The sequence below is a fragment of the Haloarcula sp. H-GB5 genome (assembly GCF_054850705.1).
Genome location: NZ_JBTWBG010000001.1, coordinates 1,432,482 through 1,458,110, shown reverse-complemented (window position 1 = coordinate 1,458,110; position 25,629 = coordinate 1,432,482). Strand labels below are relative to the sequence as shown.

The 25,629-nt window shown below is 63.5% G+C and carries 30 protein-coding genes; 15 read left to right on the top strand and 15 right to left on the bottom strand.

The features are described from left to right. Positions 1–35 precede the first annotated feature (35 nt). The gene (locus ACYJ11_RS07730; protein ID WP_049944030.1) at positions 36–284 is read left to right on the top strand and encodes a HalOD1 output domain-containing protein; all 249 of its coding nucleotides are present in this window, start codon (positions 36–38) and stop codon (positions 282–284) included. A 78-nt stretch (positions 285–362) separates the two neighbouring features. Here the strand turns inward: ACYJ11_RS07730 and nucS are convergent, their stop codons facing one another. Together nucS and ACYJ11_RS07720 are read right to left on the bottom strand one after the other, a co-directional pair. Further along, positions 363–1,082: an endonuclease NucS gene (nucS, locus tag ACYJ11_RS07725; protein ID WP_005536544.1), complete on the bottom strand. Its 720-nt coding sequence runs from the start codon at positions 1,080–1,082 to the stop codon at positions 363–365. 9 nt (positions 1,083–1,091) lie between these two features. Beyond that, complete coding sequence (locus tag ACYJ11_RS07720) at positions 1,092–1,667, bottom strand: DUF6735 family protein (RefSeq protein ID WP_461647329.1); 576 nt, start codon at positions 1,665–1,667, stop codon at positions 1,092–1,094. Positions 1,668–1,715: 48 nt separating this feature from the next. Here ACYJ11_RS07720 and ACYJ11_RS07715 point away from each other — a divergent pair, with 48 nt between their 5' ends. The 7 genes from ACYJ11_RS07715 (at position 1,716) to ACYJ11_RS07685 (ending at position 6,625) form a co-directional block, all read left to right on the top strand. After that, the gene (locus ACYJ11_RS07715) at positions 1,716–2,003 is read left to right on the top strand and encodes a DUF7577 domain-containing protein (protein ID WP_005536546.1); all 288 of its coding nucleotides are present in this window, start codon (positions 1,716–1,718) and stop codon (positions 2,001–2,003) included. A 109-nt stretch (positions 2,004–2,112) separates the two neighbouring features. Then, positions 2,113–3,408: a hypothetical protein gene (locus ACYJ11_RS07710; protein WP_461647328.1), complete on the top strand. Its 1,296-nt coding sequence runs from the start codon at positions 2,113–2,115 to the stop codon at positions 3,406–3,408. A 30-nt stretch (positions 3,409–3,438) separates the two neighbouring features. After that, positions 3,439–4,422: a Gfo/Idh/MocA family protein gene (locus ACYJ11_RS07705; protein WP_461647327.1), complete on the top strand. Its 984-nt coding sequence runs from the start codon at positions 3,439–3,441 to the stop codon at positions 4,420–4,422. Between the two features lie 117 nt (positions 4,423–4,539). Further along, complete coding sequence (locus ACYJ11_RS07700) at positions 4,540–5,334, top strand: aldo/keto reductase (protein ID WP_188976151.1); 795 nt, start codon at positions 4,540–4,542, stop codon at positions 5,332–5,334. Between the two features lie 6 nt (positions 5,335–5,340). Further along, positions 5,341–5,526, top strand: a complete 186-nt coding sequence (locus ACYJ11_RS07695) for a hypothetical protein (RefSeq protein ID WP_461647326.1) — start codon at positions 5,341–5,343, stop codon at positions 5,524–5,526. A gap of 74 nt (positions 5,527–5,600) precedes the next feature. Further along, entirely contained in the window at positions 5,601–5,738 is a 138-nt protein-coding gene (locus ACYJ11_RS07690) for a hypothetical protein (protein ID WP_004516449.1), read from the top strand. Positions 5,739–5,908: 170 nt separating this feature from the next. After that, positions 5,909–6,625 (top strand): type 1 glutamine amidotransferase, encoded by a 717-nt coding sequence (locus tag ACYJ11_RS07685; protein ID WP_461647325.1) that lies wholly within the window; start codon positions 5,909–5,911, stop codon positions 6,623–6,625. A 23-nt stretch (positions 6,626–6,648) separates the two neighbouring features. On the opposite strand, the gene ACYJ11_RS07680 is transcribed toward ACYJ11_RS07685, so the two are convergent. From ACYJ11_RS07680 to ACYJ11_RS07670, 3 genes are all read right to left on the bottom strand, one after another. After that, positions 6,649–7,116 carry a cupin domain-containing protein gene (locus tag ACYJ11_RS07680; protein WP_461647324.1) on the bottom strand — a complete coding sequence of 156 codons (468 nt, stop codon included), beginning with the start codon at positions 7,114–7,116 and terminating at the stop codon, positions 6,649–6,651. Between the two features lie 101 nt (positions 7,117–7,217). Beyond that, positions 7,218–7,382 (bottom strand): DUF6757 family protein, encoded by a 165-nt coding sequence (locus ACYJ11_RS07675; RefSeq protein WP_004516452.1) that lies wholly within the window; start codon positions 7,380–7,382, stop codon positions 7,218–7,220. A 54-nt stretch (positions 7,383–7,436) separates the two neighbouring features. Next, entirely contained in the window at positions 7,437–8,213 is a 777-nt protein-coding gene (locus ACYJ11_RS07670) for a PHP domain-containing protein (protein ID WP_461647323.1), read from the bottom strand. Positions 8,214–8,359: 146 nt separating this feature from the next. Here ACYJ11_RS07670 and ACYJ11_RS07665 point away from each other — a divergent pair, with 146 nt between their 5' ends. Beyond that, positions 8,360–8,647, top strand: a complete 288-nt coding sequence (locus tag ACYJ11_RS07665; RefSeq protein ID WP_004516454.1) for a DUF5789 family protein — start codon at positions 8,360–8,362, stop codon at positions 8,645–8,647. Between the two features lie 115 nt (positions 8,648–8,762). On the opposite strand, the gene ACYJ11_RS07660 is transcribed toward ACYJ11_RS07665, so the two are convergent. The 4 genes from ACYJ11_RS07660 to ACYJ11_RS07645 all read right to left on the bottom strand — a co-directional run bounded on the left by ACYJ11_RS07660 (position 8,763) and on the right by ACYJ11_RS07645 (position 11,593). Beyond that, complete coding sequence (locus ACYJ11_RS07660) at positions 8,763–9,173, bottom strand: hypothetical protein (protein WP_421640573.1); 411 nt, start codon at positions 9,171–9,173, stop codon at positions 8,763–8,765. After that, positions 9,170–9,856 carry an RAD55 family ATPase gene (locus ACYJ11_RS07655; RefSeq protein WP_170096435.1) on the bottom strand — a complete coding sequence of 229 codons (687 nt, stop codon included), beginning with the start codon at positions 9,854–9,856 and terminating at the stop codon, positions 9,170–9,172. The genes ACYJ11_RS07660 and ACYJ11_RS07655 overlap by 4 nt, the downstream gene beginning before the upstream one ends. Positions 9,857–9,929: 73 nt before the next feature. Further along, positions 9,930–10,637 (bottom strand): Nmad3 family putative nucleotide modification protein, encoded by a 708-nt coding sequence (locus ACYJ11_RS07650; RefSeq protein ID WP_461647322.1) that lies wholly within the window; start codon positions 10,635–10,637, stop codon positions 9,930–9,932. Positions 10,638–10,687: 50 nt separating this feature from the next. Continuing rightward, complete coding sequence (locus ACYJ11_RS07645) at positions 10,688–11,593, bottom strand: acyltransferase (RefSeq protein WP_461647321.1); 906 nt, start codon at positions 11,591–11,593, stop codon at positions 10,688–10,690. Between the two features lie 138 nt (positions 11,594–11,731). Between ACYJ11_RS07645 and ACYJ11_RS07640 the strand changes: the two genes are divergently transcribed. Together ACYJ11_RS07640 and ACYJ11_RS07635 are read left to right on the top strand one after the other, a co-directional pair. Then, positions 11,732–12,745 (top strand): lysostaphin resistance A-like protein, encoded by a 1,014-nt coding sequence (locus ACYJ11_RS07640; protein ID WP_461647320.1) that lies wholly within the window; start codon positions 11,732–11,734, stop codon positions 12,743–12,745. Between the two features lie 24 nt (positions 12,746–12,769). Continuing rightward, positions 12,770–13,822, top strand: coding sequence for an aldo/keto reductase (locus tag ACYJ11_RS07635; protein WP_461647319.1), 1,053 nt, complete (start codon positions 12,770–12,772; stop codon positions 13,820–13,822). A gap of 422 nt (positions 13,823–14,244) precedes the next feature. Here ACYJ11_RS07635 and radA read toward each other — a convergent pair whose 3' ends face one another. From radA to htpX, 4 genes are all read right to left on the bottom strand, one after another. After that, entirely contained in the window at positions 14,245–15,294 is a 1,050-nt protein-coding gene (radA, locus tag ACYJ11_RS07630; protein ID WP_421640576.1) for a DNA repair and recombination protein RadA, read from the bottom strand. A 141-nt stretch (positions 15,295–15,435) separates the two neighbouring features. After that, positions 15,436–15,894 carry a hypothetical protein gene (locus ACYJ11_RS07625; protein WP_461647318.1) on the bottom strand — a complete coding sequence of 153 codons (459 nt, stop codon included), beginning with the start codon at positions 15,892–15,894 and terminating at the stop codon, positions 15,436–15,438. 1 nt (position 15,895) lies between these two features. Then, on the bottom strand, positions 15,896–16,513 hold the full coding sequence (gene pspAB / locus ACYJ11_RS07620; RefSeq protein ID WP_461647317.1) for a PspA-associated protein PspAB: 618 nt from the start codon (positions 16,511–16,513) through the stop codon (positions 15,896–15,898). Positions 16,514–16,829: 316 nt separating this feature from the next. Further along, the gene (htpX, locus tag ACYJ11_RS07615; protein ID WP_461647316.1) at positions 16,830–17,708 is read right to left on the bottom strand and encodes a zinc metalloprotease HtpX; all 879 of its coding nucleotides are present in this window, start codon (positions 17,706–17,708) and stop codon (positions 16,830–16,832) included. A 128-nt stretch (positions 17,709–17,836) separates the two neighbouring features. Here htpX and ACYJ11_RS07610 point away from each other — a divergent pair, with 128 nt between their 5' ends. The 3 genes from ACYJ11_RS07610 to ACYJ11_RS07600 all read left to right on the top strand — a co-directional run bounded on the left by ACYJ11_RS07610 (position 17,837) and on the right by ACYJ11_RS07600 (position 20,992). Then, positions 17,837–18,730, top strand: coding sequence for an NAD-dependent epimerase/dehydratase family protein (locus ACYJ11_RS07610; RefSeq protein ID WP_461647315.1), 894 nt, complete (start codon positions 17,837–17,839; stop codon positions 18,728–18,730). A gap of 83 nt (positions 18,731–18,813) precedes the next feature. Then, the gene (locus ACYJ11_RS07605; protein WP_461647314.1) at positions 18,814–19,959 is read left to right on the top strand and encodes a 60S ribosomal export protein NMD3; all 1,146 of its coding nucleotides are present in this window, start codon (positions 18,814–18,816) and stop codon (positions 19,957–19,959) included. Continuing rightward, positions 19,952–20,992 (top strand): class I SAM-dependent methyltransferase, encoded by a 1,041-nt coding sequence (locus tag ACYJ11_RS07600; RefSeq protein ID WP_461647313.1) that lies wholly within the window; start codon positions 19,952–19,954, stop codon positions 20,990–20,992. Before ACYJ11_RS07605 ends, ACYJ11_RS07600 begins: the two co-directional genes overlap by 8 nt. 243 nt (positions 20,993–21,235) lie before the next feature. Here the strand turns inward: ACYJ11_RS07600 and ACYJ11_RS07595 are convergent, their stop codons facing one another. Further along, positions 21,236–23,362: a S9 family peptidase gene (locus tag ACYJ11_RS07595; RefSeq protein ID WP_461647312.1), complete on the bottom strand. Its 2,127-nt coding sequence runs from the start codon at positions 23,360–23,362 to the stop codon at positions 21,236–21,238. Between the two features lie 146 nt (positions 23,363–23,508). Then, the gene (locus ACYJ11_RS07590; RefSeq protein ID WP_461647311.1) at positions 23,509–25,236 is read right to left on the bottom strand and encodes a helicase C-terminal domain-containing protein; all 1,728 of its coding nucleotides are present in this window, start codon (positions 25,234–25,236) and stop codon (positions 23,509–23,511) included. 160 nt (positions 25,237–25,396) lie between these two features. Here ACYJ11_RS07590 and ACYJ11_RS07585 point away from each other — a divergent pair, with 160 nt between their 5' ends. Then, positions 25,397–25,591 (top strand): cold-shock protein, encoded by a 195-nt coding sequence (locus ACYJ11_RS07585; protein WP_004516469.1) that lies wholly within the window; start codon positions 25,397–25,399, stop codon positions 25,589–25,591. Positions 25,592–25,629: the final 38 nt, after the last annotated feature.

Sequence of the window (25,629 nt, the reverse complement as noted above, 5' to 3'; positions counted from 1 at the left end):
TCTGCAGAATAAATTCGACGTGAGGTCAGCGAACCGTGTCTGGAAGATCACCAACTGTTATAGAAGTCCACGGCACCGATCAGTCTATCATCACCGCAGTCGTTCGTGCCGTGGCAACCGCGGAGAGACAGCCGGTCGAGACGCTCCCGCCACTGGCTGACACTATCAATCCGGATGCACTGACGGCGTGCATCACCGATTCGAACACCAGCGGACACGTGGCGTTCGACTACAGTGGCTATCGTGTGGTCGTCGACACCGATGGAACAGTCACTGTAGAGTAGTCCGCCATCCGACTGTGTGGCGACTGCGGCAGTCAGTACAGTTGCAGGACGGACGCGCGGGCCAAAATCGAATGTCAGTTACGGTGGCTCCAGCGAGACGAACTCCAGTCCTTTCTCGGCGAGCAGCTGACGCGCCCGGTCAGTCACCGACGGAGCCACGAGGATACCCCGGACTTCAGTGTCGGCGTGCAGGTCGCGTTCTAACGCATCGACGTACCGGCCCAGCTGGCCGACGGCGTCGGGACCCACACGCCGGCGCTTGAGTTCGAGTATTGTCGTCCGGCCGTCGGCGTCCTCGCCATAGATGTCGACCGCACCGGCGGGTGTCTCGCGTTCGGTCGCAAGCGGCGTAAAGCCCGACTCGACCAGCGCCGGTTCGTCGAGGATACGGTCTTTGAGGTCGGCTTCCGTCCCCGTGAGCGCGAGGTCTTTGGAGTCGGTTACGTCAAAGGCGGCAGCGTGGGCGACTGTCTCGAAGGTCACTTCGAGCAACTCCTCGGGGGACGACCGCGTGGAGCGGACGACCAGCGAACCGTCGTCGACGCTGATACTGTGCTCACAGCCCGGCGGCTGCCAGTTCACCGGCTGTTGGCCCTCGTCGGTGTGGACCAGTGCGGCCCCATCGGGCTTGAGCATCACGTGGCGGTCGCCAAGCCCCAGCGAACTGGCCGCTCGTCCTTCGTATTCGACCGTACAGGTACCGACGAGCGTCACCAGCGCGCCGCGGTCGGCGTTGCGCGACGCGAGGTCTAGCGCGTCGGCGGGGTCGGGGTAGGTCAGCGTCTCGACGGCAGTCACGGATGGCGATTAGCGGTCCCCGTGTAAAAAGGACGCGTCGTCGGGGCAGTGCACGGACGAAGCGCGGTCTCGGAGCGACGCGAGTAGGGCACGCCGGACGGCTGCCGGGTCACAGCCTGCGCTGTCGAGGGCGCGACACGCCTCGTCCTTACGGTTGACCCACCACCGCCAGAACGCATCGGGGTCGGCAGTGCGAGCGAGGGCGACATCGTCGAGGTCCGACAGCGTCGGGTCGAGCCAGCAGACGGCATAGGTCCGAACCGACCCGTCGAGCACGACCAACTGCTCGTAGGTAGCATCGATGGCAGCGAGGACGGCAGCGGGCGTCCAATCGTTCCCGAGCGGTCGAGACTGTGCAATGGGGTCGGCGTCGACCCCCCAGTGTGCACTTCGGCAGTCGTAGCGGCCGTCGGGACGGGCGACAGCCACGAGCGTTCGGCGACCCATCAGGAACCACCGAGCGTGTGAGCGGGCATGAGTTCCCGTGGCTGCGTGGTCGTATTTGAACGCTAGCCCACAGCGTACCCGTCTACTCGCCAAGTAGTCACAGGGGATGATTCCGAACTCGCCGAAATTGCCGTCCATTGGTAACTCGGCACAACCCTCAAGTAGTACGTTCACGTATCGTTACATATGATGGTGAGCGAGTGGCTCTACGGCGCAATCGCGCTTCTCGTGGGGCTCCACGTCCTGACTATGCTGTACGCGTACCGGCACCGGGGTGACCCAGCCGGTGCGACCGGTCAGGGCGATACTGAACCGCGCCGTGGCAGCGCCACCGACGACAGCACTGAATCCATCGACTGTCCCCACTGCGGGGCGAGGAACGAGCAGGACTACCAGTTCTGCCGGCAGTGCACCGCCGACCTGACGAGCGGTAGCCCGCAGCGCCAGCCGACGGACCGAAGCCAGCCGTACTGACACCGTCGCAAGGCTGGGGTCGAACCAGCCGGCTTGAGCGCTGTTGTCGGCCAAAGAATTTATTTCTCCGACGAGATATTTGAATATACTGTCACGAACGGGGTCAACTGTGGAAACTGTTATTGACGTACGTTCCTCGGGTCGACCGGAGAGATTCGACCAGGCGAACGCCGACGGGCTGTTCGGGCGCAAGCGCCGTCTTCAGCAGCCGCTGGGGCAGTACTTAGAGGAGACAGAGACGCCGCAGTATCTCGCGTACAACGATCGGTCCGGCGTCGTCACTGCCCAGGGGAACAACGAGTCGCTCACGCCGACTGACGACTACCGCGCGTATCTGCTCGCAACCAACGTCCGTGTCATGTTCGTCGTCGGCGACGACGACGGTGACCAGACCATCTCGCTCCCCTACGAAGACATCGTGGCCGTACGCTGTACGTCGGAACTCCGCACGTCGACGCTCGAAATCGTTACCGTCGATGAAGACCACTGGGCGTTCGAGTGCAAGGGCGACCTGACGCCGGTTCGGGAATTCGTCGACGAAGCCACACAGGTCTGGACACGCACGCTAACCGAGCTTGATCGGGCAGAGTCCCAGGTCGAGGCTGCTGTGACAGCACTGGATGCGACAGACTTCGATACAGCAGCCACGCATATCACGGCCGCACAGGAGGCGCTCGACAACGGGCGAGAGCGAGTCGAAGCACTGGGAGAGGGGGCGGCAGCGAGTATCGAAGAGCGTCGCCAGTCAACGCAGGCACAGATCGACACGTGCCAGCGGCGACGCCACGTCAGCGCGGGCGACGAGTACCGTGACACGGCCCGGCGCGCATGGGAAAACCGGGCGTACGAACGAGCCGCGGATGCGTACGCACGGGCCAAGGCCGAGTACGAACGAGCGCTGGCCGTAACGGCATCGGAGCCGCCCACAGAAGTCATTACGGACGCTCGGAACGCGGTCGAAGCGGAGTACACTGAACTCCTGTCGGCCCCGGTCGACGCGGCACAGGTGGCTGCGAGCGCGGCCAGAGCCGCGGCAGACCCGGCAGCGCGGGCCACACACTGGGAAGACGCCCTCGACCGCTACCGGACGGCGTACGAACTGGACTGGGGCCGTGACCGCCGCTTCGACGGTGACCGGGCGTCGCTCCGACAGGCGCTCGCGGACATCGCCGTCGAACTGGTCGATGCACATCGTCAGGCGGGGCGGCAGGCGCTACGGGAGGTCGACGACGAGTCAAAGCAAGACGGTTCCGGGCCCGCGTGTGATAGTGCAGCAGCCCACTTCGAGCGCGCACGCGAGGTTGCCACCGAACTCGTGCCCGACAGACGCGAGCCGCCGGCGGACGAACTGGCCGCCGCGTCCGAACAGGGAGTCAGCGTCGAGACAGAGCCGAAAGGTCGGTAATTGTTTATTAGCGGGGCGTCGGGTATCGGTATGCGCTTTGGGATTATTTCAACGGCAAAAATAGCACGCGAGGACGTGATTCCGGGTATCCAGAAGTCGGACCACACGGTCGCGGCAATCAGCTCCAGAACGCAGGAGCGTGCCAGTACGGTAGCCGACGACCTCGGTATCGACGGTGCCTTCGGCGACTACGAGACGATGTTCGCCGAGGCGGACATCGACGCGGTGTACAACCCGCTTCCGAACGCGCTCCACGCCGAATGGAGTCAGCGGGCCGCCGACCACGGGCTCGACGTGCTCTGTGAGAAGCCACTGGCCGTCGACACCGCCGAGGCAGTGGACCTCTTCGACTACTGTGCCGAACAGGGCGTCACGCTGATGGAGGCGTTCATGTACCAGTTCCACCCGCGGACCCGCCGGGCCAGAGAGATCGTCGAAAACGAACTGGGCGAGGTACACACCGTCGACGCGTCGTTCAAGTTCGCTCTCTCGGACCACGAGGACATCCGGCTGGACTCGGAGCTGGCTGGTGGGAGCCTGATGGACGTGGGCTGTTACGCCGTCAGCGCGGCCCGGGGCTTCCTCGGCGAGCCGGACCGGGCATTTGCGCATGCCCGGGATTCCCGGGACAGTGGGGTTGATACGAACCTCAGCGGCGTCCTCTCGTACGACGACGGGCAGGTCGCCTCGATTTCCTGTGGGTTCGACGGGCCGAGACGGGAGTCCTACCGGGTCGAGGCAGACGACGGCTGGCTCGAAGCGAAGGACTGCTTCGGCCCGGACCACGACCAGTCCGTCTCGCTGACGTACAGCGTCGACGGCCGCGAGGTCACCGAGACGTTCGAACCGGTCGACCACTACCAGTTGCAGGTCGAGGCGTTCGCGGACGCCATCGAGAGCGGTGAGACGCCGCCCATCGACCAAGCTGAGACACTGAGGAACATGCGCGCCATGGACGCGCTGGCCCGGAGTGCAGACACCGGCGAACCAGTTGAGGTCGCCAGTCCCGAGTGAGAGACGACCGGATGTGTACCGTCCCGCGACGAGCGCGAAACGGTTTTGACTGCCGCGAGTGAGACACGTACTGTGACACCCCCAACAGCGACACTCCCGAGTGGCGACGAACTGCCGATGGTCGGCGTCGGGACGTGGGACATCGACGGCGATACCGTTCAGGAGTCCGTTCGGGCCGGACTCGACGCGGGCTACGCCCACGTCGACACCGCCGAGGGCTACAAGAACGAGGGCGAAATCGGCGAGGCCCTCGCCGACTACGACCGCGAGGACGTGTTCCTCACCTCCAAGGTACTGCCGAAACATCTCGACTACGAGTCGGTCATCGAGGCCTGTGAGGCGTCGCTCGACCGTCTCGGGACCGACTATCTCGACCTGTATCTCGTTCACTGGCCTAACCCCGCGACCTCCATCCGTGAGACGATGAACGCGATGGCGACGCTCCACGATCAAGGAAAGATCCGCAACGTCGGCGTCTCGAACTTCAGCGCGTACCAGCTCGGGGCCGCCCAGCACGTCGCCGACGTGCCCATCGCCGTCAATCAGATCGAGTACCACCCCTGGAACACACAGGACCAGGTCGTCGAGTTCTGTCGCGACACCGACACTGTCGTCGAGGCGGCCGCGCCGCTGGGTCGGACTGAGGTGTTCGCGGACGACGTCATTCAGGATCTGGCAGCGAAATACGACAAGTCACCGGCCCAAATTATCCTGAAGTGGGCGGTCGAGAACGACGTGGTGGTCCTGCCGAAGTCCTCCTCGCCCGAACACGTCCGCCAGAATTTTGACCTGTTCGACTGGGACCTCGACACCGCCGACCGCGAGCGTATCGACGCCATTGAGCGCGAGCAGGCGGTCTACGACACCGGCATCAACGACTGGGACAACGACACCTACGGCATCTCACAGTAGCCCCAGATGGTTGAACCGCCCGCACTGGACCGCTGGGACGCCACAGCCGCGGCAAGCATCGCCGCTTTGCTTGTCGTGGCGTACGTTCTGGTTCCGGACCCGACGGTCCAGTACGGGACGTGGCTGGTCGTCTTTTGCATCTGGATGGCCTGGTTCGTCTCTTTCGGTGCCAAATGGTTATACGGCCCCTAGAGAGGTGCGTTGAAGCTTTTACTCGATTCCGTGTCAGCGGAGATTTATTTACTCCCGCTCTCTATACACACTCGATGCCCCGTATCGAAGTCTCGGAAAACCTGTACCGGCAGATCGAGAGCGAAGCCAACAACGACGACTTCAACGACACGCTGTGGAAGATGGTGGGCTCCTATCGGCGGACGAACAACCCGGAAGCGGACCAGACGTAACACGTATCCCAGTCGTCGACGACCCGTAGCGAGACAGTTCTGAATGGCCAGTCGTTTCCGATAGCCGCCGTTCCAGCGATCGCATCGTCGCCGGCGTCCCCGTCACTGCGAGCGGCAATCACTGCCGTCGGTACGTACGTTTTTACGATTCGAACCGCTCCGTACTGGTAATGAGGCCACGAATCGCCCTGCTGAACGCGGCCCACGACGGCGACGACAATCGTCGGAACTTCCGGCGGGAACTCGACGCCGACCTCGTGGAATACGACGTGACCGAACGCGAACTGCCCGACACATTCGCGTTCGACGGCTGTCTGGTCACGGGCAGTCGCGCGTCCGTCTACTGGGACGAACCCTGGATCCGGGACCTCGAATCCTGGGTCACGGACGCAGTCGACCGCGACATCGCGTTCCTGGGCGTCTGTTTCGGCCACCAGCTGCTTGCACACGCACTCGGCGGCACCGTCGAACCGATGGACGAGTACGAGATCGGCTATCGGACGGTCGAACACGACGGCGAGAACGAACTGCTCGCCGGCGTCGACGAGTCCTTCACCGTCTTCACCACGCATTCGGACCGCGTCGCCGAGGTGCCGCCGGGCGCGAACACGTTCGCCGAGAACGACTACGGCGTCCACGGGTTCCGGAAAGAGAACGTCTTCTCGGTGCAGTTCCACCCCGAGTACGATCCCGAGACGGCGGAGACGGTGACGAAAGGCAAAGACGAGCAACTCACCGACGAGCGTATCGAAGCGGTACTAGACGGCGTCACCGAAGAGAACTACCGCGCCGCCTGTGAGGCCAAGCGACTGTTCGACAACTTCACTGAGTTCGCTGCGCGTCACGCGGATGACGGGACCGGTGCTGCCGCCGCTGCCGACGACTAGCTCATCGACGTGGCTGTCGACGGTCAGGTGAAGCGGCCGGTTTCGGCGTCACATTCTGCACAGCGTGTCACGAGCGCGTCGCGGTCATCCGTCATCTCGACGTAGTTGTGCGTGCGACCGCCACAGTCGTCACAGTGCCGGAGCATATCTGTGTCGCCCATTTCCTGTGGTGCGCCGAGCGCGAGCGCGACGACACGCTCGTCGCCGTCGTTGCGGCCGCGTTGCCACTCGCCAGGAGCAAAGCGGATGGCCTCTCCGGCCTCAACGCGTACGTCGCCGTCCTCCGTCTCGAACGTCGCTGTGCCCGACTGGACGAGAAACACCTCCTCCTGATTCGGGTGGCGGTGGTAGCCGAAGCCGAAGGACTCGCCCGGTGCCAGTTCGTAGTAGTTCAGCGCGATGTCGTCGGTGCCGAGCGGGCCAGCGAGCGCCCGCTTGACCGACGCCGGCCCCATCCGCGATTCGACGGCGTCAAGACTGACTTTCTCCATAGTTGCCATGTACGGCGGACAGTCCTTAACGGTTAGTCAGGCCGGGTCACAGCGGTGACACGGAGGACACCCACAGTAGGAGTAGAGAAACGGAGCGTCGGTCACTCACGTCGGTCTATATCGAGTTCCTCGTCGAGATCTTCAAGCCAGTCGGCGTCTTCCAGTTCCGCCATCTGTTCACGGAAGTGTGTCTTGCAGACACCGACCTTGACACCGTCGTTCTCGACGGCGATGTCAGCTTCACGGTCGCAGTAGTGACACTGCATACCTGAATTATATACCCGGACGACATTGAACCCTCGGGTTCCGTCTGCCGGTTGTCAGACGTTGAGCGCCGTTTCGACTCGGTCCCAGGCGGCGGCGTCCAGACCAGTGTCACCCAGTGTTTCCCCGTGGGCGTCGCTGCCGCCCGTCGGGACGAGGTCGTACCGCTCGATAGCATCGTCGACAAGGCTGTCGTCGACAACGCGGCCGTACGGGTACCACCGTTCGACGGCATCGAGCGACGCACACTTGGACAGCGCGGCCGCCGTATCAGGGTATCTGAACGGGTGCGCGAGGCCGACCAGCCCGCACGCGTCTGAGAGAACGGCACACCCGCGCTCGAAGGACGGGACCTCCCGTGGGACGTAACAGGGGCAGTCATCGCCGATGAGTTCGTCAAACGCGGACTGAAAGGTGTAGTCCGACACCTCGGCGATCCCGCGGGCGATGTGGGGCCGACCGAGGCCGTCGCGCGGCTCGACGGGTAGCGAGACGCCTAGACGGTCCTCGACGCACTCGATGATGCGCGCCCCGCGCTCGCGACGATCCCGCTGGATGCGTGCACACTCGGCCCGGAGTTCCTCGGTCGGGTCGACGCCGTAGCCCAGCAGATCCAGTCGCTGGGTCCCGGTCTCAACGCGGAGTTCGATACCGTGGAGAAGCGTCACACCGTCGCGCTCGGTGACAGGGCCATCGATTTCAGGCTGGAGACGGTCGTGGTCCGTGACGGCGACGACCTCGACGCCCGCTTGTCTCGCAGCGGACGGGACCGCATCGAGCGTGAGCGTCCCGTCGGAGCGGGTCGTGTGTACGTGCAAGTCAGCGACGACCATACCACTTCCACATCTCCCAGCAGGAAGCCGCTTCTGGTCAGGTCATGAGTCGTGGACACACAGAACGTGGGTTCCTTATACGCATTAAGGGACATTATGATTATCTATAGTGAAGGTTTATTAGGAACCATGAACTTTCGATAGATATGCGAATGCTAAGCAACGCAACGGACGCCTTCCAATCGTACGACTACCCGGTTTCCGCCGAAGAAATCATCGAGGGCGACGGGGACATGGAACTCGAACTGCCAAACGGCACCGAGCGGCTGGGCGATGCACTCAGTCGGTCGGCCCCGGAAACCTTCGAAAGCGCGGAAGACGCCGAATTTGCGGCGTTCTCGGGTGTGTCGAGTAAGGCCATCGGCCGGAAGGGCTACTCCGACCGCGACCCGATCTGCATGGGCGAAGACGGGCCGGACCAAGTTTCCTTCTAACGGCCCAATACGGCCTGCAGTCACCCCAGCTCTGGACGGGTTTCCCGTCTCCATCGTTTTTTACACAGGCGAGCAACAGCGCTATCGCTGTCGGTGAGTACACACACTAGAGCGACTACCTGTCGAGAAAGTCCGGTCTGTCGACGGCGTCAGTGCTGTCGACTGACTGCCTGTCCAACAGCTCCGAGGAATCGAGCGCCGAGGGCAGGCCGTCACGGCCCCCAGTCGGCACGTCGTCTTCGTCGATGTACGTCTTCTCGCCGTTGATCAGGTCTGCCCAGAGGGCGTCCTGGTCAGCGCTGGTTGTCTCCGCCGCTTCCTTCGCTTCGTTGCGCCCTTCGTCGTACGCGAGTTCGACCATGCTCTTGTGGTACGCCGAGTTCATCTCGGCGTAGATGGCTTCGAGTTCCTCGCGGTTGAACTCCCCGAGGCGCTCGGCGACACCGATGGCGTAGGCCCGGTCGGTGGCCTCGTCCTTGTCGAGAGTGTCCCAGTCGGTGCCGAACTCACGCTCGTAGCGGCTCATGTCTCCACTTTCCGGTCAGTATGGACCTGCAGTCCGGCGTCAGAGAAAGAGATCTCACGGATGTCACAGTCAATGGCGGTGCCCCGCATCTTGATAACCTGAACGCCGCGGGTCATGCTGCCGTTTTCGAGGAAGTTGTGGAAGAAGACGACGCCGTGGGCAAGGTAGTGTTCGTCGCTGTAGGAAGACGGGTCGGTCATCTCAGAGATGAGCAGCGTCGTCGCGTCCGTCTGTTTCAGCGCGGAGAGAAAGCCCGTGATTTCGTCTTCGACGTCGTTCATGAAGTGCTGCAACAGCATCGTCGAGTCGATGACGACCCGCTGGATGTCGTTCTGTCTGATGTAGGCGACGAGCCGGTTCGTCAGGCCGCCCTCGCTGCCGAACTGCGTGATAGTTCGCTTCCCGCTCTCGGTGACGAGGTTGAGGAACTGGATGGCATCAGACTGCATGGCCCGGTCGAACCCGAACTCGTAGCCGGCCATGTCCTGCATGAGTTCCGTCTTGGTCTCGTGCATCGTCACGTACAGGCACGTCTCGCCCTCTTTGACGCCCTGTGTAATGAACTGTGAGCAGAACGTAGTCTTCCCGCTACCCGGCGGGCCGCTGACCACATAAAGGCGATTCGGGAGTAACCCCCCCTCGATGAGTTCGTCGAAGCCGGGGACCCCACTAGAGAGACGCATATCAGCTACCTGAGTCCGTCTGGACATATGCTTTCACATTCTATTTTCACCGGTGATAACTTATTCGGCTGCGTCAGTGTTCGATAGCGCTGGGGTGGCTATCGGCCAATTCAAGCAGTCGCTCCGTACCGGCCTCGTCGAACCGCATCGGCCGTCGCCACCACGGCCCCTTCCCCGAGTCGGACGACAGGTCGGTTACCAGTTCGTTCGCATCGGTGCCGCCGCTCGGTGTCGACAGCGGGACGACTGTGTCGTACAGTCGTGACTCCTCAGCGTTGCCGCGAATGAGAACGCGAGCGTCGAAGGGGTCGCGTTTCACGTGGGCGTTCGAGGCGAACTGGGCCTGCTCCTTGGACGGGAGTTCCCGGTACTCGTCACCGGTCACCGCGTCGCGGGCGAGTCGGAAGTGGCCGATGACGTGCGCCCCCCACTCCGGCGAGGCCCAGCCCGGGCACTCGCCAGCCACCGATAGCGTCGCATAGAAAAACAGGTAGTCACCGGCCGACAGATCCGACAGCGGGCCCGCTTTCACGCCGTGTTCGTCGCCATACGTGTAGCGTTCGCCGCCGGCCTCCGGGAACTCCGGGTCGAAGTGGACCGGCTGGTCGGCCACCGCGGAAACGTCGGTCCCCAAGTCGAGGTCACCGTAGGTCGGTACGGGCTCGCTGGTTGGTTTCGATTCGGGGATCGGGATGTACTCGAACGAGCCGTCGGGAAACAGCGGGCCGCGAAAGCCGGGCTCGTTCGTGTTGGCTCCGACGTTGATGGCGACGCTTCGCATATGTGACCGTCGGCGGGTGCAAGCAAAGGAGTGACGACGCGTCCCGCCAACTACTGGCGGTCCGGCGGCGAGAGGTCGCGCTGGAACTCGTCGAACTGGTCGAGGTCGTCGGGGAGGTCATACGACAGTTGCCGCTCGGCGCGGCGGTCGACGTTCGCCCCCTCGATCGGTTCTGCGACGGACTCCCAGCCGTCCTTGACGGTCAGGGATTTCGCCGGCGTGCCGGCGGCGATGTGGTGGCTGGGGATGTCCTTGCCGGCGATAGACTTCGCGGCGAGGATGGCGTTTTCCCCCACCTTCACGCCCGCTCGAACCATCGAATCGTAGGTCAGGCGAACGTCGTCTTCGATGACAGTGTGGTAGAGATCGACGTGAGTCTGGTCGACGGCGTCGTGGTCGTGACTGTAGACGTGAGTGTCGTCGGAGATGGAGACGCGGTCGCCGATCGTCAGCTTCCCGCGGTCGTCAAGGTGGACATCGTCGTGGACCACGACGTTATCGCCGATCTCAATGTTGTGGCCGTAGGTAAAGGAGATGCCTTTGAAGAAGCGACAGCCCTCGCCGCAGGACTCGAAGAGGTGGTCGGCGAGCATCCGTCGGAACCGGAGCGCGAACTCGACGTTGTCCGCCATCGGCGTCGCGTCGAACTGCCGCCAGAGCCACTGGAGATGCTTCGAGCGTTTGAACCGCTCCTCGTCTTTCTCGGCGTAGTACTCGCTTTCGAGGGTCGTATTACAGGGGTCATAGCCCTGAAGCCGGACCCGCTCGGCCGGGGAAATATCCGCGCCGTCCTGCCAGCGCTCGTAGGCGTCCCGGTCGCCGTGGAGATCGACCAGCACGTCAGTGACAACATCGCAGGTGTCCTCGTCGCCGGAGAGGCGTTCGTCGACCTCGTCGATGAACGCCCTGAGCCCCTCCTCGGCGAGCGGTGGCAGCGACACGTGACGCTTCGTCATGTCGAGTACGTGGCTTCGCGGGCAGATAGGGGTTTCCGTTACCCGAGCCCTACCCAGTAACACCTGTGTCATGACACCAAACACCACATACTTCGGCGAGCAAGTCACAATTAAGACGCCGCCGTTCCAGACGACGACATGGTCAGGTCGGACTTCATCATGGAGATACGGCGCTACATTGTCAATCCCGGGGAGCGCCGGCTGCGGGCGCCGTGGCGGGTCACGCTCTGGGTATTTCTTGCCGGGTTCGGCCTCGTCCTCCTCTCGGGGGTGGTCGCAGTGGCATCGTCGGTAGTGCGCATGACGCCGACGGTCGCTGTCGTGCGCCAGATCGCGATTTTTGCTTCCGGAACCGTCGTCGCCGTCGGGATCGGCTATCTGCTCGATCGACGGACGCTCCCGGATTACGGACTGGGATTCGACCGCCAGTGGTGGCGTGACGCGGCCTTCGGTCTCGTGCTCGGGGTGGGGCTTCCCGCGCTCATCCTGCTCGTCGAGGTGGCAATCGGGTTCGTCAAGGTCAGCGTCGCCCTCGCAACCATCGATAGCGGGCCGCTCCCGCTGACCGCGTTCGGACCGCCGGTCGCCGTCTTCCTTCTGGGAGCGTTCTTCCTCGTCCAGGCAACTACCGAGGAGGTACTCGTCCGTGGATACCTCCTGACAAACACGGCTGAGGGGCTCGCCGGGTGGGTCGGCAAGCGGGGCGCGGTCATCACTGCAACGGGACTGACGGGCGCACTGTTCGGCGTCCTCCACTGGACGAACCCCAGCGCGTCGCTGCTCAGCGTGACCAACATCACCCTTTATGGGCTCCTGCTCGGTGCGTGTTACGTCCTGACCGGGCGACTCGGGGTCGCCAGCGGTTTCCACGTCGCCTGGAACTACACGCTGGCACTGCTTGGCTTCCCCGTCAGCGGCCTCCGGATGGGTGTCGCCTTGCTCTCTACTGATGCGACTGGTCCCACGGTGGTGACCGGCGGCGAGTTCGGCCCTGAAGGGGGACTCGTCGCCCTTCCGCTGCTCGCCGTCGGCGGAGCCGGGCTGTACTGGTGGGTCCGCCGCGAGTACGGCGCAGTGGCACTGCTGGAGGACATCGCAATCCCCGACCTCCGCGTCCGGACGCGGTCCGACACCACAAACCAAGACGGCTAAGTGGACAGCGCCGCTAAATCGGGTATGGAATACGCGACACTCGGAAACTCCGGCGTCGAGGTCTCGGAAGTCGGATTCGGTGCCTGGGTCGTCGGCACGGACTGGTGGGGCGACCGTACTCACGACGATGCTATCGACATGGTCCAGCACGCGCTCGACCAGGACGTGACGTTCTTCGACACCGGCGACGTGTACGGCCACGGCGACAGCGAGGAGATCATCGGAGAGGCGCTGGCGGAACACCGCGACGAAGTGACGGTGTCGACGAAAATCGGATACGACTTCTACAACAACCCACAGGCCGGCCACGGCGAACTCCCGAAGAAAATCACGCCCGAGTGGGTCCACACCGCCTTCGACCGCTCGCTCGACCGTCTCGGCATGGACCACGTCGAACTCCTGATGCTCCACAACGCCAACGTCGACGAGGTCGACGAGGACGTGCTGGAGGCGCTCGACGAACTCCGTGAAGAAGGGAAAGTCGACGCCATCGGCTGGGCGCTCGGCCCGTCGATCGGCTGGCTTGCTGAGGGCGACGCCGCGGTCGCAAACGAGTTCGACGCACTCCAGACCGTCTTCAACCTCTTCGAACAGACTCCCGGCCAGCACTTCATCGACACCATCCGCGAGCAAAACGCCGATACGTCGGTGCTCGCTCGCGTCCCACATTCCTCGGGCCTGCTGAACGAGCAGGTGACGCCGGAGACGGAACTCGGTAAAGGCGACCACCGCTCGCACCGACCGACCGAGTGGTACGAGACCGGCTGGGAGAAGGTCGAAGAAATCCGGTTCTTAGAGCGTGACGGAGCACGAACGATGGGCCAGGCCGCCATCCAGTGGCTCCTCTACAACGACGAGGTGGCGTCGGTCACTCCGACGTTCCGGACGAACGCCGATATCGACGAGTGGGCCGGCGCACCCGACACGCCGCCGCTCAGCGACGAGGAGTACGACCGCGTGCAGGAACTGTACCGGGACAACTTCGGTATCGACCGCGACGACGGAATGGACGCCCTGCGCTCGTCGGTCGGCGGTGCGGACCTCGAAGACACCGGGATGAAATCTGCTGGGGACTGACAGCGAGGCGTTGGAGCGCCGACGCACAGACCAAGCAGGCGACTGATTCTACCGCTACTCACCTGCTTTTCGTACCGTCCGAACAACGACGGTTTGGCACTGAAATCTCCAGTCGACAGTTTACCCCCGAAGGACACCGACAACCAGACAGCCATCTGTCGGTTCTCGGCTGCCACCCCCTTGTTTCAACAGGAGATGTCCCGCCGTCTTGCGATTGGGGTGGCGGAGTTTCACATTCACCACGGTGCGTCTGACGAGCGCAAGACGCCAGACGGGAGCCGGTTCGAGATGAAACGAAGGGGTTCGAGGCGCGGGAGCAGTCCACATACCAGTCCGGATGACAGCTGTTGTAGGTGTCAGAGACTGCTAGAAAAATGGTTTGCAGTTGTGGGTCGGCGATAACCGCTACTGCTAGAGCCCGGCTACTCGTTCAGCAGGCCGTCTTCTTCGACACGCATGACACCCTCGCCGTCCGGGAGGTTCGGCGCGTCGACGAGCTTGACGATGCGCTTGTTCCCTTTGGACTTGCGGAGGTACATCCGGAACGTGGAGGTGTGGCCGAGGATGTTGCCACCGATGGGCTGGGTCGGGTCGCCGAAGAAGGAGTCCGGGTTCGATGCGACCTGGTTCGTAACGACGACGGCGGTGTTGTTGAGGTCGCCGACCCGCATCAGGTCATGAAGGTGCTTGTTGAGCTTCTGCTGGCGGTCGGCAAGTTCGCCACGGCCGACGTACTCAGCGCGGAAGTGAGCGGTCAGCGAGTCGACGGCGAGCAGGCGAACGGGGAACTCCTCTTCCTGACTCTCGCTGGCGATCTCCTGTGCCTTCTCGGCTAGCAGGATCTGGTGATTGGAGTTGAACGCCTTCGCGACGTGGATCTTCTCCAGCACAGAGGCGACGAGGTCATCGAGCAGGTCCTCGTCGGTGGGGTCCGCGTCGGCCTCCTCCTCGACGATGCCGTGGAGGACCATCGTGTCCGCCAGTACCTCGTCGTCGAGGCCCTTGACCATCTGTTCGATACGCTCGGGTCGGAACGTATCCTCGGAGTCGACGAAGATAGCGCTGCCTTCCAGCCCGCCGTGTTCGGCCGGAAGCTGGACGTTGACCGCGAGCTGGTGCGTTACCTGGGACTTCCCGGCTCCGAACTCGCCGTACACCTCGGTGATGGACTGGGTTTCGACGCCGCCGCCGAGCAGGTCGTCGACCTCATCGACGCCCCAGGAGAGCTTCCCAATCTGTTCGCGGCGTTCGAGCACCGTCGATCCGGTTTCGAACCCACCGATATCGGCCGCTTCGCGGGCGGCTTGGATGATGTCTGCCGCCGACGATTCGCCGATGTCGGCCGTGTTCGACAGTTCACCGGGCGAGGCGACCGCAATCCCTTGGTAGGAGTCGTAGCCGTTGTCTTCGAGTTTCTCTGCTGTTGCCGGACCGACACCCGGCAGCTCTTCGAGGTCCTCACTTGCGGACATGGACGTGCCTTGTGCGTCCGGGGGTATAAAGCCTCGTTAACACCAGAGTGAAAGTGAAAGTGTGGGACGGAAGCGGGACGGTTCGGAGCGGAATCGGGAGTTTTAGATAGGGAGGCGAGTCCCAGTGCGGTCGTAACGGACTCAGGCCGGACCCGCCCGACCGAGGGAGAAGAGCAGCAGCGCCCCCAGCAAAAAGAACCCAGTCAGCACCGTCTCTGACACTGGCAGAATCCATTCGCCGAACGCGCCGACAAGGAGGAGGGTAATGGCAGCTGTGCCGGGAAGCGGTCTAGTGCGGATCGAGCGCCAGAGCAGCCACAGCGACCACCGGAGACCGTCAAGCTGTGAGATAGCGTGTGTGACCAGTGAGCGGTTCGCGTCTGGGTTCTCGGCGGCCTCGAACGTCTCGAGGTCCCCGCGAGCGACCGTCACCACCTCGCCGGTGTGGACCCGACGGCCGGCCGCGTCGCCGACCAGCAGCAGCGTCACGGAATCATCGGCCGTGCCGACGACGCGGTAGACGCCATCGGGAACGCGGCTGTCGCGGCCGGCCTCAGTCGGCCGGACGTGAGTGCCGGGATCGACGCCGCTGTCAGCCATGTCACTCCCAGGGGTGGTAGCCGGGGCGATCCGGCCACAGTGGATACCAGTACTCCTTGTCGTCCTCGACGGCGATCTCGTCGCTGAGGTTGCTGTCCAGTTTGAACTCCGCGGACGTGTTGCGCTCGTGGCTGTCGTGAGGGTCCGGGGCGAACGGGTAGTACGCGCCCCGCCGGAAGGAGTACACCCAGTAGACGGTCTGGTTGTCGCGCGTGTGCTCGAACGAGAACAACGCCGCGAGCAGGCGCGAGCCGTAGCGCCGCTCGACGAGCGTGTCCGCCGCGAAGTGAATCGACGTGAGCAGGTCCTCGAAGTCGTTGTCGTGGAGTACGACCCACTGATAGCCGTGGTCGTCGGTCTCGAACGTCGCCCGCGTGCCCGTCTCGACCATCCCGGCGTCGAGAATGGATTCGACCTCGTCGATAGCGTCCTGAAAATCCGTACTGTCGACATCGGCGAAACACAGCGCTGCCTCGCCGGTCGGTTCGTACCCCAGATCGGCCTCCATCGTGATGTAGGCGGTACTCATCCCGAACAGGTCGTCGGGGTCGGCGTCCCGCGTCGCGTCGGCCTCGGCTTTCACCCCGAGAACGCTCTTGAGTCCGTCGAGCAATCCCATATGTGAACCCCTACGGGCCGGAGACCAAGGTGGTTTGCGTCTCGGCTAGTTGATGTGGTTGTGTCCGAAGACAAGGACAACTATTCTAACAGCCGGAAAGCCCCACCCAGCCTGGATTGACCAACCGCTTACGGGCGGGACTGAAAGGGGCGAGACACTGGGCGTTCGAGGCGAAGCAAGCACTGGAGCGAGTGAAATGAGCGAAGGGCGCAGCGAGTCGCAGGAGCCCAGCGTCTCGGGGCTTTCTGGCTCTATACAGTAGCTACTGCGAGACGGCACACTCCCTCATACCTGTAAGTCAAAAAGCCAACTATTGCTAGCGGCCTTCGAGTTCGCGTTCGAGGTCCTGCAGCCGGTCAATGCGCTTTTCCGTCGTGGGGTGGGTGCTGAACAGTCGGCCGATCCAGCCGACGTTAATCGGGATGATGAAGAAGGCGTTCATCTCAGCCTGGTCGCGCATATCCTCCTTGGGGACCTTGTCCATCCGGCCGTCGATTTTCATCAGTGCGTTCGCGAGGGCGGCGGGCTTGCCGGTAATCATCGCGCCGCCGCGGTCGGCGGCGTACTCGCGGTAGCGGCTGAGCGTCCGGATCAGGAGGAACGAGATGACCCAGACGACCAGCGAGATGAGGATGGCGACGATGACGGGCACCTGCTGGCCACCGCGCTCGCGGCCGCCGCTGAACAGCCAGCCCCATCGGACGATGAGGAAGGCAATCGTCGAGAGGAACGACGCGATAGTCATCACCATCACGTCGCGGTTCTTGATGTGAGCCAGTTCATGGGCGATGACGCCCTCCAGTTCGTCCTGGTCTAGCGTGTTCATGATGCCCGTCGTCACGCAGACGGCCGAGCTGTCTTTCGACCGGCCGGTGGCGAAGGCGTTGGGCACCCGAGAGTCAGCGACGGCGACCTTCGGCTTCGGGAGGTCGGCCTGCTGGGCCAGGCGGTCGACGGTCCGGTGGAGTTCCGGATACTCCTCCGGTTCGACCGTCCGGGCACCCATCGAGTACAGGGCGAGCTTGTCGCTGAAGAAGAACTGCGCACCGAGGAACAGTCCCATGACAACTACGATAAGGGCGAGATTACTGAAATACAGCGTGAGCGCTCCAAGGAAGACGATGTACAGCGCGAACAGCAGGAACATCGTCAGGGCCATCCGGCCACGGAGCCCCCAGTCTGTTTGCCACTCCATACTTATTGGTAGACGGTCGACACTCTAAAACCTCGCTATCATGGGAAAGCGCCACACGGCAGAGCCAGAGGAGCCGTCAACAGGGCAGCTGTCCACACGCATTTACTCACCGGACAACAATCGGGTATATGATCGACACAGTTGTCGTCACTGGCGGGCGCGGACGCTCCGGGCGCTGGATCTGTGACCACCTCGCCGGCGAGTACCACGTTGTCTGCGTGGACCTAGACCACCCCGGCTGGGAGATTCCGACGCGGGAGCACATTGATTTCAAGGCTGTCGACGTGACCGAGGGGGTCGAGGTCCGGGATCTGTTCAGCGAGGTCGACCCGGACGCCGTCGTCCACTGGGCTGCGCTCCCAGCGCCGGAGCGACACGCGGGCACGCGAGTGTTCGACACTAACATTTCGGCGACGTACAACGTCATCGACGCCGCAGGTCGCGCCGGCGCGGATGTCGTCTGGGCGTCCTCCGAGAGCGCCTACGGGCTAGCCTTCGCCGAGGAAACGCCGCTCCCGGCGTATCTCCCCATAGACGAATCCCATCCGACCGCGCCGGAGGACCCGTACGGCACGTCGAAGGTCGCCGGCGAAGAAGTAGCGAAGATGGTCGTCCGGCGCGATGGGATTGACGTGGCTTCGATACGGCCGTCGTGGATTCAGTACCCCGGCGAGTACAACTGTCGGGATGTGGCCACGGGCGACCTCGCCGATGGCACCGGTAACTGCTGGTCATACGTCGACGTACGCGACGTGGCGACAGCCGTCGCGGCGGCGCTCGATGCTGACCTCGGCGGGCATGAGTCGTTCAACGTCGCCGCCGCCGAGAACTACGTCGGCCGGCCGACGGCTGAACTCGTCGAAGAGCAGTGGAACGAGCGTCCCGCGGAGTGTAAACTGGACGGCGACCAGTCGGCGCTCTCGACCGCGAAAGCACAGGGGCTGTTGGACTGGGAGCCCGAATACAGTTGGCGCGAGGCTGCCGACGCCGACATTGCAGCACCGACACTCACGGGTGAGTAATCGGAGGTCGTACTGGCCCGTTTGCGGAGTAGTCGCGGTGGCGGAACACACGGCTTAAACGGTTCAGTACAGTAGGACCGGTAATGAGCCGGTCGGGAGAGTTCTGTCCACGCTGCGGTGACGAGATACCGGAGGGCACTGACGAGCGCCCGGAGCTTGCGGGTGCTGGCGGCCAGCGCAACTCCGAGCACGTCCTCTGTGACGCCTGTTACTTCGAGGAGTTCGATCTTGTGGACGCCCCCGACACTATTCAGGTACGGGTCTGTTCGCGGTGTGGCGCGGTCCACAAGGGGAACCGCTGGGTCGACATCGGCGCGGAGGACTACACCGACATCGCCGTCGAGCAGGTCAGCGAGGCGCTGGGTATCCACGTCGACGCCCAGTCGGTCGCCTGGCAGGTCGCCCCCGAACAACTCGACAAGAACAACATCCGGATGCACGCGGAGTTCTCCGGGGTCATCCGCGGGACGCCGGTCACCGAGGAGGTCACCGTCCCCGTCCGCATCTCCCGGCAGACGTGCAAGCGCTGCGGGAAGATCGCCGGCGGTTCCTTCGCCAGCATCGTGCAGGTGCGAGCCGACGGCCGCGATCCGACCGACGACGAGCGCGAGCGCGCCGAGGAGATCGCGGAGGAGTACATCGCCGCTCGTGAGGAAACGGGCGACCGCAACGCATTCATTACCGAGACCAAGTCCGTCGACGACGGGCTGGACATGAAAATCTCGACGAACCAGATGGGGCTGGGCATCGCCAAGCGCATCACCGCCCAGCTCGGGGGCTCCTACTCCGACTCACGGCGTCTCATCTCCGAGGACGAAGACGGGCAAGAGCTGTACCGGATGACCTACGCGGTCCGCCTGCCCCGCTACCGCCAGGGCGAGGTCATCGACCCGGAGGACGGCGACGGGCCGGTACTGGTCCGCTCGGTCCAAGGGAACCTTAAGGGCGTCCGCCTGGCGACCGGCGAGGACTACGAAGCCAGTTTCGAGGACGGCGAGACCCCCGACGCCCGGCGGCTGGGGTTCCGCGAGGACGCCCAGACGACGACTCTCGTCGCCGTCGAGGACGCCAATGCCGTCCAAGTGCTTGATCCCGAGACCTTCGAGAGCAAGACCGTCCCGCGACCGGACTACCTCGACACCGACGCCGACGAGGTGCCGGTACTGAAGAGCCACGCCGGGTTGCACATCCTCCCAACCGAGGGAGACGACACAGAGACCGATGAGTGATGGTTCAGGGGCGCAAGACGACCAGCAGCTAGCCGTCGTCGTCGCCAAACCCCGCTCGCAGGTCGCTATCGAATCCCTGCAGGCCGAGGGCGTCTACGACGATACCAGAAGCGTCACCGAGTGGACCGCGGACAGCGTCGCCGTCCCGGTGACTGCCCCGCCACAGGAGACGCAGTTCCGAGAGGTCGTCCGGCAAGTCGGCGAGCGCCGCCTCCGAACGCTCGACGACCACCTCCGGGAGCGCGGCTGGACCGACGCGGAAATCGATGCCGCCCCGAGTTCCTGGGCCGTCCTTGGCTCCGTCGTACTCGTCGACATCGGTGACAGCCCCCGACCCGCGGAGGTCGGCGAGGCGCTGTTGGCCCTCCACGGCGAGGCCGGAACGGTGCTGGCCCGCCACGGCATCTCCGGCGAGCATCGCGAACCCAGCGTCGAGGTCATCGCCGGCGACGGCGACACCGAGACGGTCCACACCGAACACGGCACGCGCTACGCGATGGACCTCGCGGAGGTGATGTTCTCCCCCGGCAACAAGGCCGAGCGGGCGCGGATGGGTGACACTGTTGACCCTGATGAGCGCGTCTTGGACATGTTCGCTGGCATCGGTTACTTCACCCTCCCGATGGCCCGCGCCGGCGCACAGGTCACCGCCGTCGAGCGCAATCCCACGGCGTTTCGCTTCCTGGTCGAGAACGTCATGCTGAACGACGTGGACGAGCGCGTACACCCCTACCGGGCCGATTGTCGGGAAGTCGTACCGGGCTTTGCCAGCGAGGGTCGCGCCGACCGAGTAGTGATGGGCTACTACGAGGCACACGAGTACCTCGACAGCGCGCTCGACGCACTCGCGCCCGGCGGCGTCCTCCATATGCACGAAGCAACACCAGACGCGCTCGTGTTCGACCGACCGATAGAACGGCTGGAAGCGGCCGCCGCCGAAGCCGACCGGGATGTCGAAGTGCTAGACACTCGGCGCGTCAAGGAGTACAGCGAGGGTGTCGCCCACGTCGTCGTGGATGCTCGGGTGCAGTAGGGAGTCTTTACGCAAGCAATCCAGATCAGCGGACGAGTAACAGGCCCCGAACAGACGGTCGTAACGCCTAATTAGGCGAGTGCTCAAGAAGAGAGTATGGACAGACAGCAGATTATCAGCATCATTCTCGTCGGCCTGATGGTCGGGTCGTCGGTGGTTTACGGGTTAGCCTTCGCCTTCTTCTAATCCAAGGGTCTGACAGCGGCTGTGTCCGACGGACGGGACGAAAGCCCGGGTCAGTGGTCACCGAGCGTCGCTAGCCGAATCTTCGGTCGTAACGTCGCCTGCCTCCCGACCTGGGTCGAATCGGGTAACCCATTCATCAAGCGTTTCGAGGCGGTGTATCGCCCGGTCCGGGTTACTGACGCTGTGGTGTTCGTCGGGGTAGACGACGAGCTTCGAGTCGACGCCACGTTTCTTGAGCGAACGGTACAGTTGCTCGGACTGGGTTGGCGGACAGCGCCAGTCCTCCTCACCGGCGGTGAGGAGCAGTGGGGTCTCGATGTCGCCGACATCAGTAATCGAGGAAGCTGCCTCGTACGCATCCGGGTTCTCCCAAGGGAGGCCGTAATCGTGTTCGAACCACTTGTGAGTGTCGTCGGTACCGAACGCCGAACGTATATCGTAGATGCCGTGTTCGGCGAGACCTGCGGCGAATCGGTCAGTGCGAGTAACGAGATATGCAGTGTTGACAGCTCCCTGGGAGAACCCACCAGCGAAGAGTCGGTCGGGGTCCGCCCAACCGCGCTCAACCACTTCGTCGACGCCTGCGAGCAGGTCCTCGACCTCGACGCCGTTCCAAGCTCCCCGTAACGATTCACAGAACGACCGCCCGTACGAGGTCGAGCCCCGGTAATTGACGTGTAAGACGAGATACCCACGCGTCGTCCAGAAGCTTGTACGGAGATCGAAACCCGGCTCGTCGTAGGCCATCGGGCCACCGTGGATCCACAACAGCGTCGGCCGGGGATCCGGGTCGAGCGGATCGAACTCCGGGGGGTAGTGGGCGATACATTCGACCTCAGTCCCGTCGTCGCTTTCAACGGTGAGCCGGGTCGTCTCCGGGTGCGCATACTCCGCAAGGACGCCATCGTTGAGTGCGGTGAGTTGCCGCCGCGGGTCCGGCCCGTCATCATCGACATCGAGTCCGTCGACGGGCATCGCGTAGACATCCGTCCCCTCCGAAGAATGACTTCGAACTGCCGCGACCGTTCCGCCACCGACGTCGAACCGGCGGTGTGCTTCGTCGTTTCGCTGTCGGTCGAAGACGCGTTCGTGGCCGCCCGTCGCGTCGAGGCGAACGAATCTGGTCCGCCCTTCGTCACCGATACTCGCAAGCAGTGTCGTATCGTCTACCCACGTCGGTGCGCCAGGCCGGCTAATCGTTCGGTCAAGGCCCGCGGTGACGACGCGATAGTCGTCCGGGGCCTCGGCCACGCAGACGTCACCGGGTACGTACGGGTTCTCGGGGTTTTGTGCACCAAACGCGAGGCGCTCGCCATCGGGACTCCAAGTTGGTGCGGCCGCCGAGTACTCCCCCGAAGTCACCTGTTCGACCTCATCACTCTCGATGTCGACGATGTGAACATCATAGACGTTCGTATCGTCGCCGTTCTCGCCGTGGTACGCACAGAAGGCGACTCGGTCGTCCGTCGGGTGCCAGGCGGGCTGGAGACCGAACATCGATTCGAATATCCCGCCGCCGTGGGCGTCATCGAGACGGTGCTCTTGACGTGTGTCGACATCGACGACGAACAGGTAGCTCGTCACCGTATCGAGCCAGCCCTCGCCGTCGAACTTGTGCTGGAGGCGTTCAGTTTCTATCGGGCCGTTTTCCTGGCGCTGTTCGAGGTACGCCTGTTCCTCGTCCGTCGGGTCGCGCGCTGATACGACGAGCCGTTCGCCCGCCGGTCCCCAGTCGAAGTCACGAACGCCGTGTTCTCGTTGGGTCACCTGTCGTGCGTCACCACCCAGTTCGAGGTCGTACACCCAGACCTGCGGTTTGGGTCCATCGTCGGCGCCAGGGTCGTTCGCCTCGGCCGTCTCGTCGTCCGTCTCAGTGTCCGATTCGTCAAGCTCGCCATCGTTATCGCGACCGACGCGGAGTGCTAGGTCGTCGTCACGAACCATCACCATACCCAGTTGTGACCCGTCAGGCGACCATTCGACGTTCCAGGCACCTGAGGCACGGCTCAACCGATGTGGGTCGCGACTGCCGTCGGTAGGCACGACGAAGACAGACTGGAGGAATTCGTCTTCTGCAGGGGCGGCCTCGGAGACGACGATGGCAACGTACTCGCCGTCCGGAGAGACCGCGACGTCCGTGGGACGCCGAAAGTCATAGACCGCATCCGCGGGGAGTTCATCCATGCCGTTTGGTCTAGTGGATGTCATTAAAAAATTATGTTTAGTCGAAACATCCGGATTCGAGGGTCACACCGGCCACGATGAACAGTTCCGCCAGCGAACACGTGATAGACATCGGTCGTGTCTACTGGGCGTCGGCGGCGTGGCCGTTAGTCCCACACGTCCGAAAGTGGGTGGTTTCCGTCCCCGGACCGCGACCGTGATCGGTCGTGCCGGCGTTTGGTCCCCGAACTGAGCGCCGAAAGCGCCTGATCCGGCGCAAACCGCGGCAGGTCAGGCTGTGAGAGGCGGTCGACCTGGGCGCGGAACCAGTCTGGCATGTCGTGTTCGGCGCGGTCAAACAGGTCCAGCAGCGACGAGTCCGCGAGGTAGGTCGCGCCGTAGTCGTCGGGCGCACGGACGACACGGCCACAGGCCTGAATGACCGTTCGTAGTGCCGTCCGGTAGTACCAGCTCCACTGGTCGTCTTCGAGCCGTCGGGCGACGCGGGAGTCGCGGGTGTTGGGGTAGGGAGCCTTGCACAGCACCTGCCAGCGACAGAGGTCGCCTTCGAGGTCGAGGGCTTCCTCCATCTTCACCGAGAGGAAGACGTCAGGGTTGTCGCTGCGTTTCCATGCGGACAGCGCTCCGTCTCGGCCTTCTTTGTCGTGTGTCCGGACACGAGCGCCGACGCCGAAGTCGTCGAGGAGGGCTTTCAGTTGCTCCTGAATGGCGTAGGAGTGGCAGTGAATCAGTCCCTTCTCGTCCGTGTGCCGGGCCATGATACGCACGATAGTGCGAGCGATGTCCGGTAGCGTGTCGTCGCGGTGCTCGTAGGTCATTTTTCCCTGAGCTACGTCGTACAGCGGCCGGTTCTCCACGGGGAACGTGTGGCCGACTTCCACGAGTGCGACGTTGCTGGGGTCGAGGCCGACGTTGGCACAGAACGCCTCCTTGTTGAGGATAGTCGCCGAGAGCAGGGCAAAGCGGTTGCCACGGTCCCAGACGGTGTGTTTGAGGTAGCGCTCCGGATTCATCGGCTTGATCGTCACTGGTGCGTGCTCGCCGTCGGCCTGGTCGACGACCCACGTGGTCGCGCTCTCGGTGTCGGTGTAGTCCTCGCGGAACCACCCGAGGTCCTGCCGGAGCGTGTTCAGCGAGTCCCGCTCGGCGACTTCTTCGCCGGTGAGTTCCGCTTTGTTCCGCAGTTCCTTCACCCGGCGCTCGGCGAGGTGTTCGACGCGCTCGGTGAATGCGACAGCCTCGTCCAGCCCGTCGATGTCCGGCACGTCGATGTCGTGCCACATCGGGATTGACTGCGGGGAGAGGTCGATAGTGGCGTACATTTCCGCCCACTCGCCCAGGCCGTGGGCCTCGTCGATGACGACCACGTCGCGCTTGCCGAACACGTCGCTGCCGGCGGTCTGCATGAAATACGCCAGCGTCATCGCGGCGATGCGCCGGTTCGAGGCGATGGCGCGGTCCGAGAAGTACGGACAGCGGTGTTTGACCTGACAGTCGAATTTCCGTTCGCGCACGCACGGGGCCTGATTCACCGGCGTGTCCGTCTCACCGGGGAGGATGCAGTCGTAGTTGTTCTTTCCGCGGATGACACAGAGGTCCTCAAGTAGAGCGTCCTCGGCCACGTCGTCCAGTTGCGAGACCTGTGGCGTTGTGTAGTAGGCATCGATGACCTGCTCTGCGGCGGCCTCGCCGGCAGTTCGGGCACACCCGGCGATTGCCCGGGCGAGTAGCGACTTGCCGCTGCCGGTCGGCGCACGAACGAGGACCACGTCCTTACCACGCTCGAAGGCCGCACGGATGTCAGCCAGAGCCTGCTTCTGGTTGCCCCGGTAGGATGGGGCCGGAAACTCGTCGGTAATCCGTGCGGGGTACACGCGAGAAGGCAACGGACGAGGCGGCCTAAACCTTTCCTGTCGTCGGATGTGCGTCAGTAGTCAGTCGAGGTGTCGGAGTGAGTCGTGTTCACATGCACGCGGTCGTGGTACTTGCACCCTCGGAACGCTTATACATATACCCCCTGTACGTATATTTGCAATGGCAAACGGTAAGGTTGATTTCTTCAACGACACAGGCGGTTACGGTTTCATCTCGACTGAGGACGCGGACGATGACGTTTTCTTCCACATGGAAGACGTTGGCGGCCCTGACCTCGAAGAAGGCGAGGAGATCGAATTCGACATCGAACAGGCCGACAAAGGCCCCCGCGCGACGAACGTCGTCCGCAACTAAGGCAGATTTCCGGTCGTCTTCGGGCGACCACATCTGAC

Excerpts from the sequence above, each read along its gene's own strand:
- ACYJ11_RS07720 (WP_461647329.1), bottom strand. The coding sequence starts at position 1,667 with ATGGACGGCAATTTCGGCGAGTTCGGAATCATCCCCTGTGACTACTTG.
- ACYJ11_RS07715 (WP_005536546.1), top strand. The coding sequence starts at position 1,716 with ATGATGGTGAGCGAGTGGCTCTACGGCGCAATCGCGCTTCTCGTGGGG.
- ACYJ11_RS07705 (WP_461647327.1), top strand. The coding sequence starts at position 3,439 with ATGCGCTTTGGGATTATTTCAACGGCAAAAATAGCACGCGAGGACGTG.
- ACYJ11_RS07700 (WP_188976151.1), top strand. The coding sequence starts at position 4,540 with ATGGTCGGCGTCGGGACGTGGGACATCGACGGCGATACCGTTCAGGAG.
- ACYJ11_RS07695 (WP_461647326.1), top strand. The coding sequence starts at position 5,341 with ATGGTTGAACCGCCCGCACTGGACCGCTGGGACGCCACAGCCGCGGCA.
- ACYJ11_RS07690 (WP_004516449.1), top strand. The coding sequence starts at position 5,601 with ATGCCCCGTATCGAAGTCTCGGAAAACCTGTACCGGCAGATCGAGAGC.
- ACYJ11_RS07685 (WP_461647325.1), top strand. The coding sequence starts at position 5,909 with ATGAGGCCACGAATCGCCCTGCTGAACGCGGCCCACGACGGCGACGAC.
- ACYJ11_RS07680 (WP_461647324.1), bottom strand. The coding sequence starts at position 7,116 with ATGGAGAAAGTCAGTCTTGACGCCGTCGAATCGCGGATGGGGCCGGCG.
- ACYJ11_RS07675 (WP_004516452.1), bottom strand. The coding sequence starts at position 7,382 with ATGCAGTGTCACTACTGCGACCGTGAAGCTGACATCGCCGTCGAGAAC.
- ACYJ11_RS07670 (WP_461647323.1), bottom strand. The coding sequence starts at position 8,213 with ATGGTCGTCGCTGACTTGCACGTACACACGACCCGCTCCGACGGGACG.
- ACYJ11_RS07665 (WP_004516454.1), top strand. The coding sequence starts at position 8,360 with ATGCGAATGCTAAGCAACGCAACGGACGCCTTCCAATCGTACGACTAC.
- ACYJ11_RS07660 (WP_421640573.1), bottom strand. The coding sequence starts at position 9,173 with ATGAGCCGCTACGAGCGTGAGTTCGGCACCGACTGGGACACTCTCGAC.
- ACYJ11_RS07655 (WP_170096435.1), bottom strand. The coding sequence starts at position 9,856 with ATGCGTCTCTCTAGTGGGGTCCCCGGCTTCGACGAACTCATCGAGGGG.
- ACYJ11_RS07650 (WP_461647322.1), bottom strand. The coding sequence starts at position 10,637 with ATGCGAAGCGTCGCCATCAACGTCGGAGCCAACACGAACGAGCCCGGC.
- ACYJ11_RS07645 (WP_461647321.1), bottom strand. The coding sequence starts at position 11,593 with ATGACGAAGCGTCACGTGTCGCTGCCACCGCTCGCCGAGGAGGGGCTC.
- ACYJ11_RS07640 (WP_461647320.1), top strand. The coding sequence starts at position 11,732 with ATGGTCAGGTCGGACTTCATCATGGAGATACGGCGCTACATTGTCAAT.
- ACYJ11_RS07635 (WP_461647319.1), top strand. The coding sequence starts at position 12,770 with ATGGAATACGCGACACTCGGAAACTCCGGCGTCGAGGTCTCGGAAGTC.
- radA (WP_421640576.1), bottom strand. The coding sequence starts at position 15,294 with ATGTCCGCAAGTGAGGACCTCGAAGAGCTGCCGGGTGTCGGTCCGGCA.
- ACYJ11_RS07625 (WP_461647318.1), bottom strand. The coding sequence starts at position 15,894 with ATGGCTGACAGCGGCGTCGATCCCGGCACTCACGTCCGGCCGACTGAG.
- pspAB (WP_461647317.1), bottom strand. The coding sequence starts at position 16,513 with ATGGGATTGCTCGACGGACTCAAGAGCGTTCTCGGGGTGAAAGCCGAG.
- htpX (WP_461647316.1), bottom strand. The coding sequence starts at position 17,708 with ATGGAGTGGCAAACAGACTGGGGGCTCCGTGGCCGGATGGCCCTGACG.
- ACYJ11_RS07610 (WP_461647315.1), top strand. The coding sequence starts at position 17,837 with ATGATCGACACAGTTGTCGTCACTGGCGGGCGCGGACGCTCCGGGCGC.
- ACYJ11_RS07605 (WP_461647314.1), top strand. The coding sequence starts at position 18,814 with ATGAGCCGGTCGGGAGAGTTCTGTCCACGCTGCGGTGACGAGATACCG.
- ACYJ11_RS07600 (WP_461647313.1), top strand. The coding sequence starts at position 19,952 with ATGAGTGATGGTTCAGGGGCGCAAGACGACCAGCAGCTAGCCGTCGTC.
- ACYJ11_RS07595 (WP_461647312.1), bottom strand. The coding sequence starts at position 23,362 with ATGGATGAACTCCCCGCGGATGCGGTCTATGACTTTCGGCGTCCCACG.
- ACYJ11_RS07585 (WP_004516469.1), top strand. The coding sequence starts at position 25,397 with ATGGCAAACGGTAAGGTTGATTTCTTCAACGACACAGGCGGTTACGGT.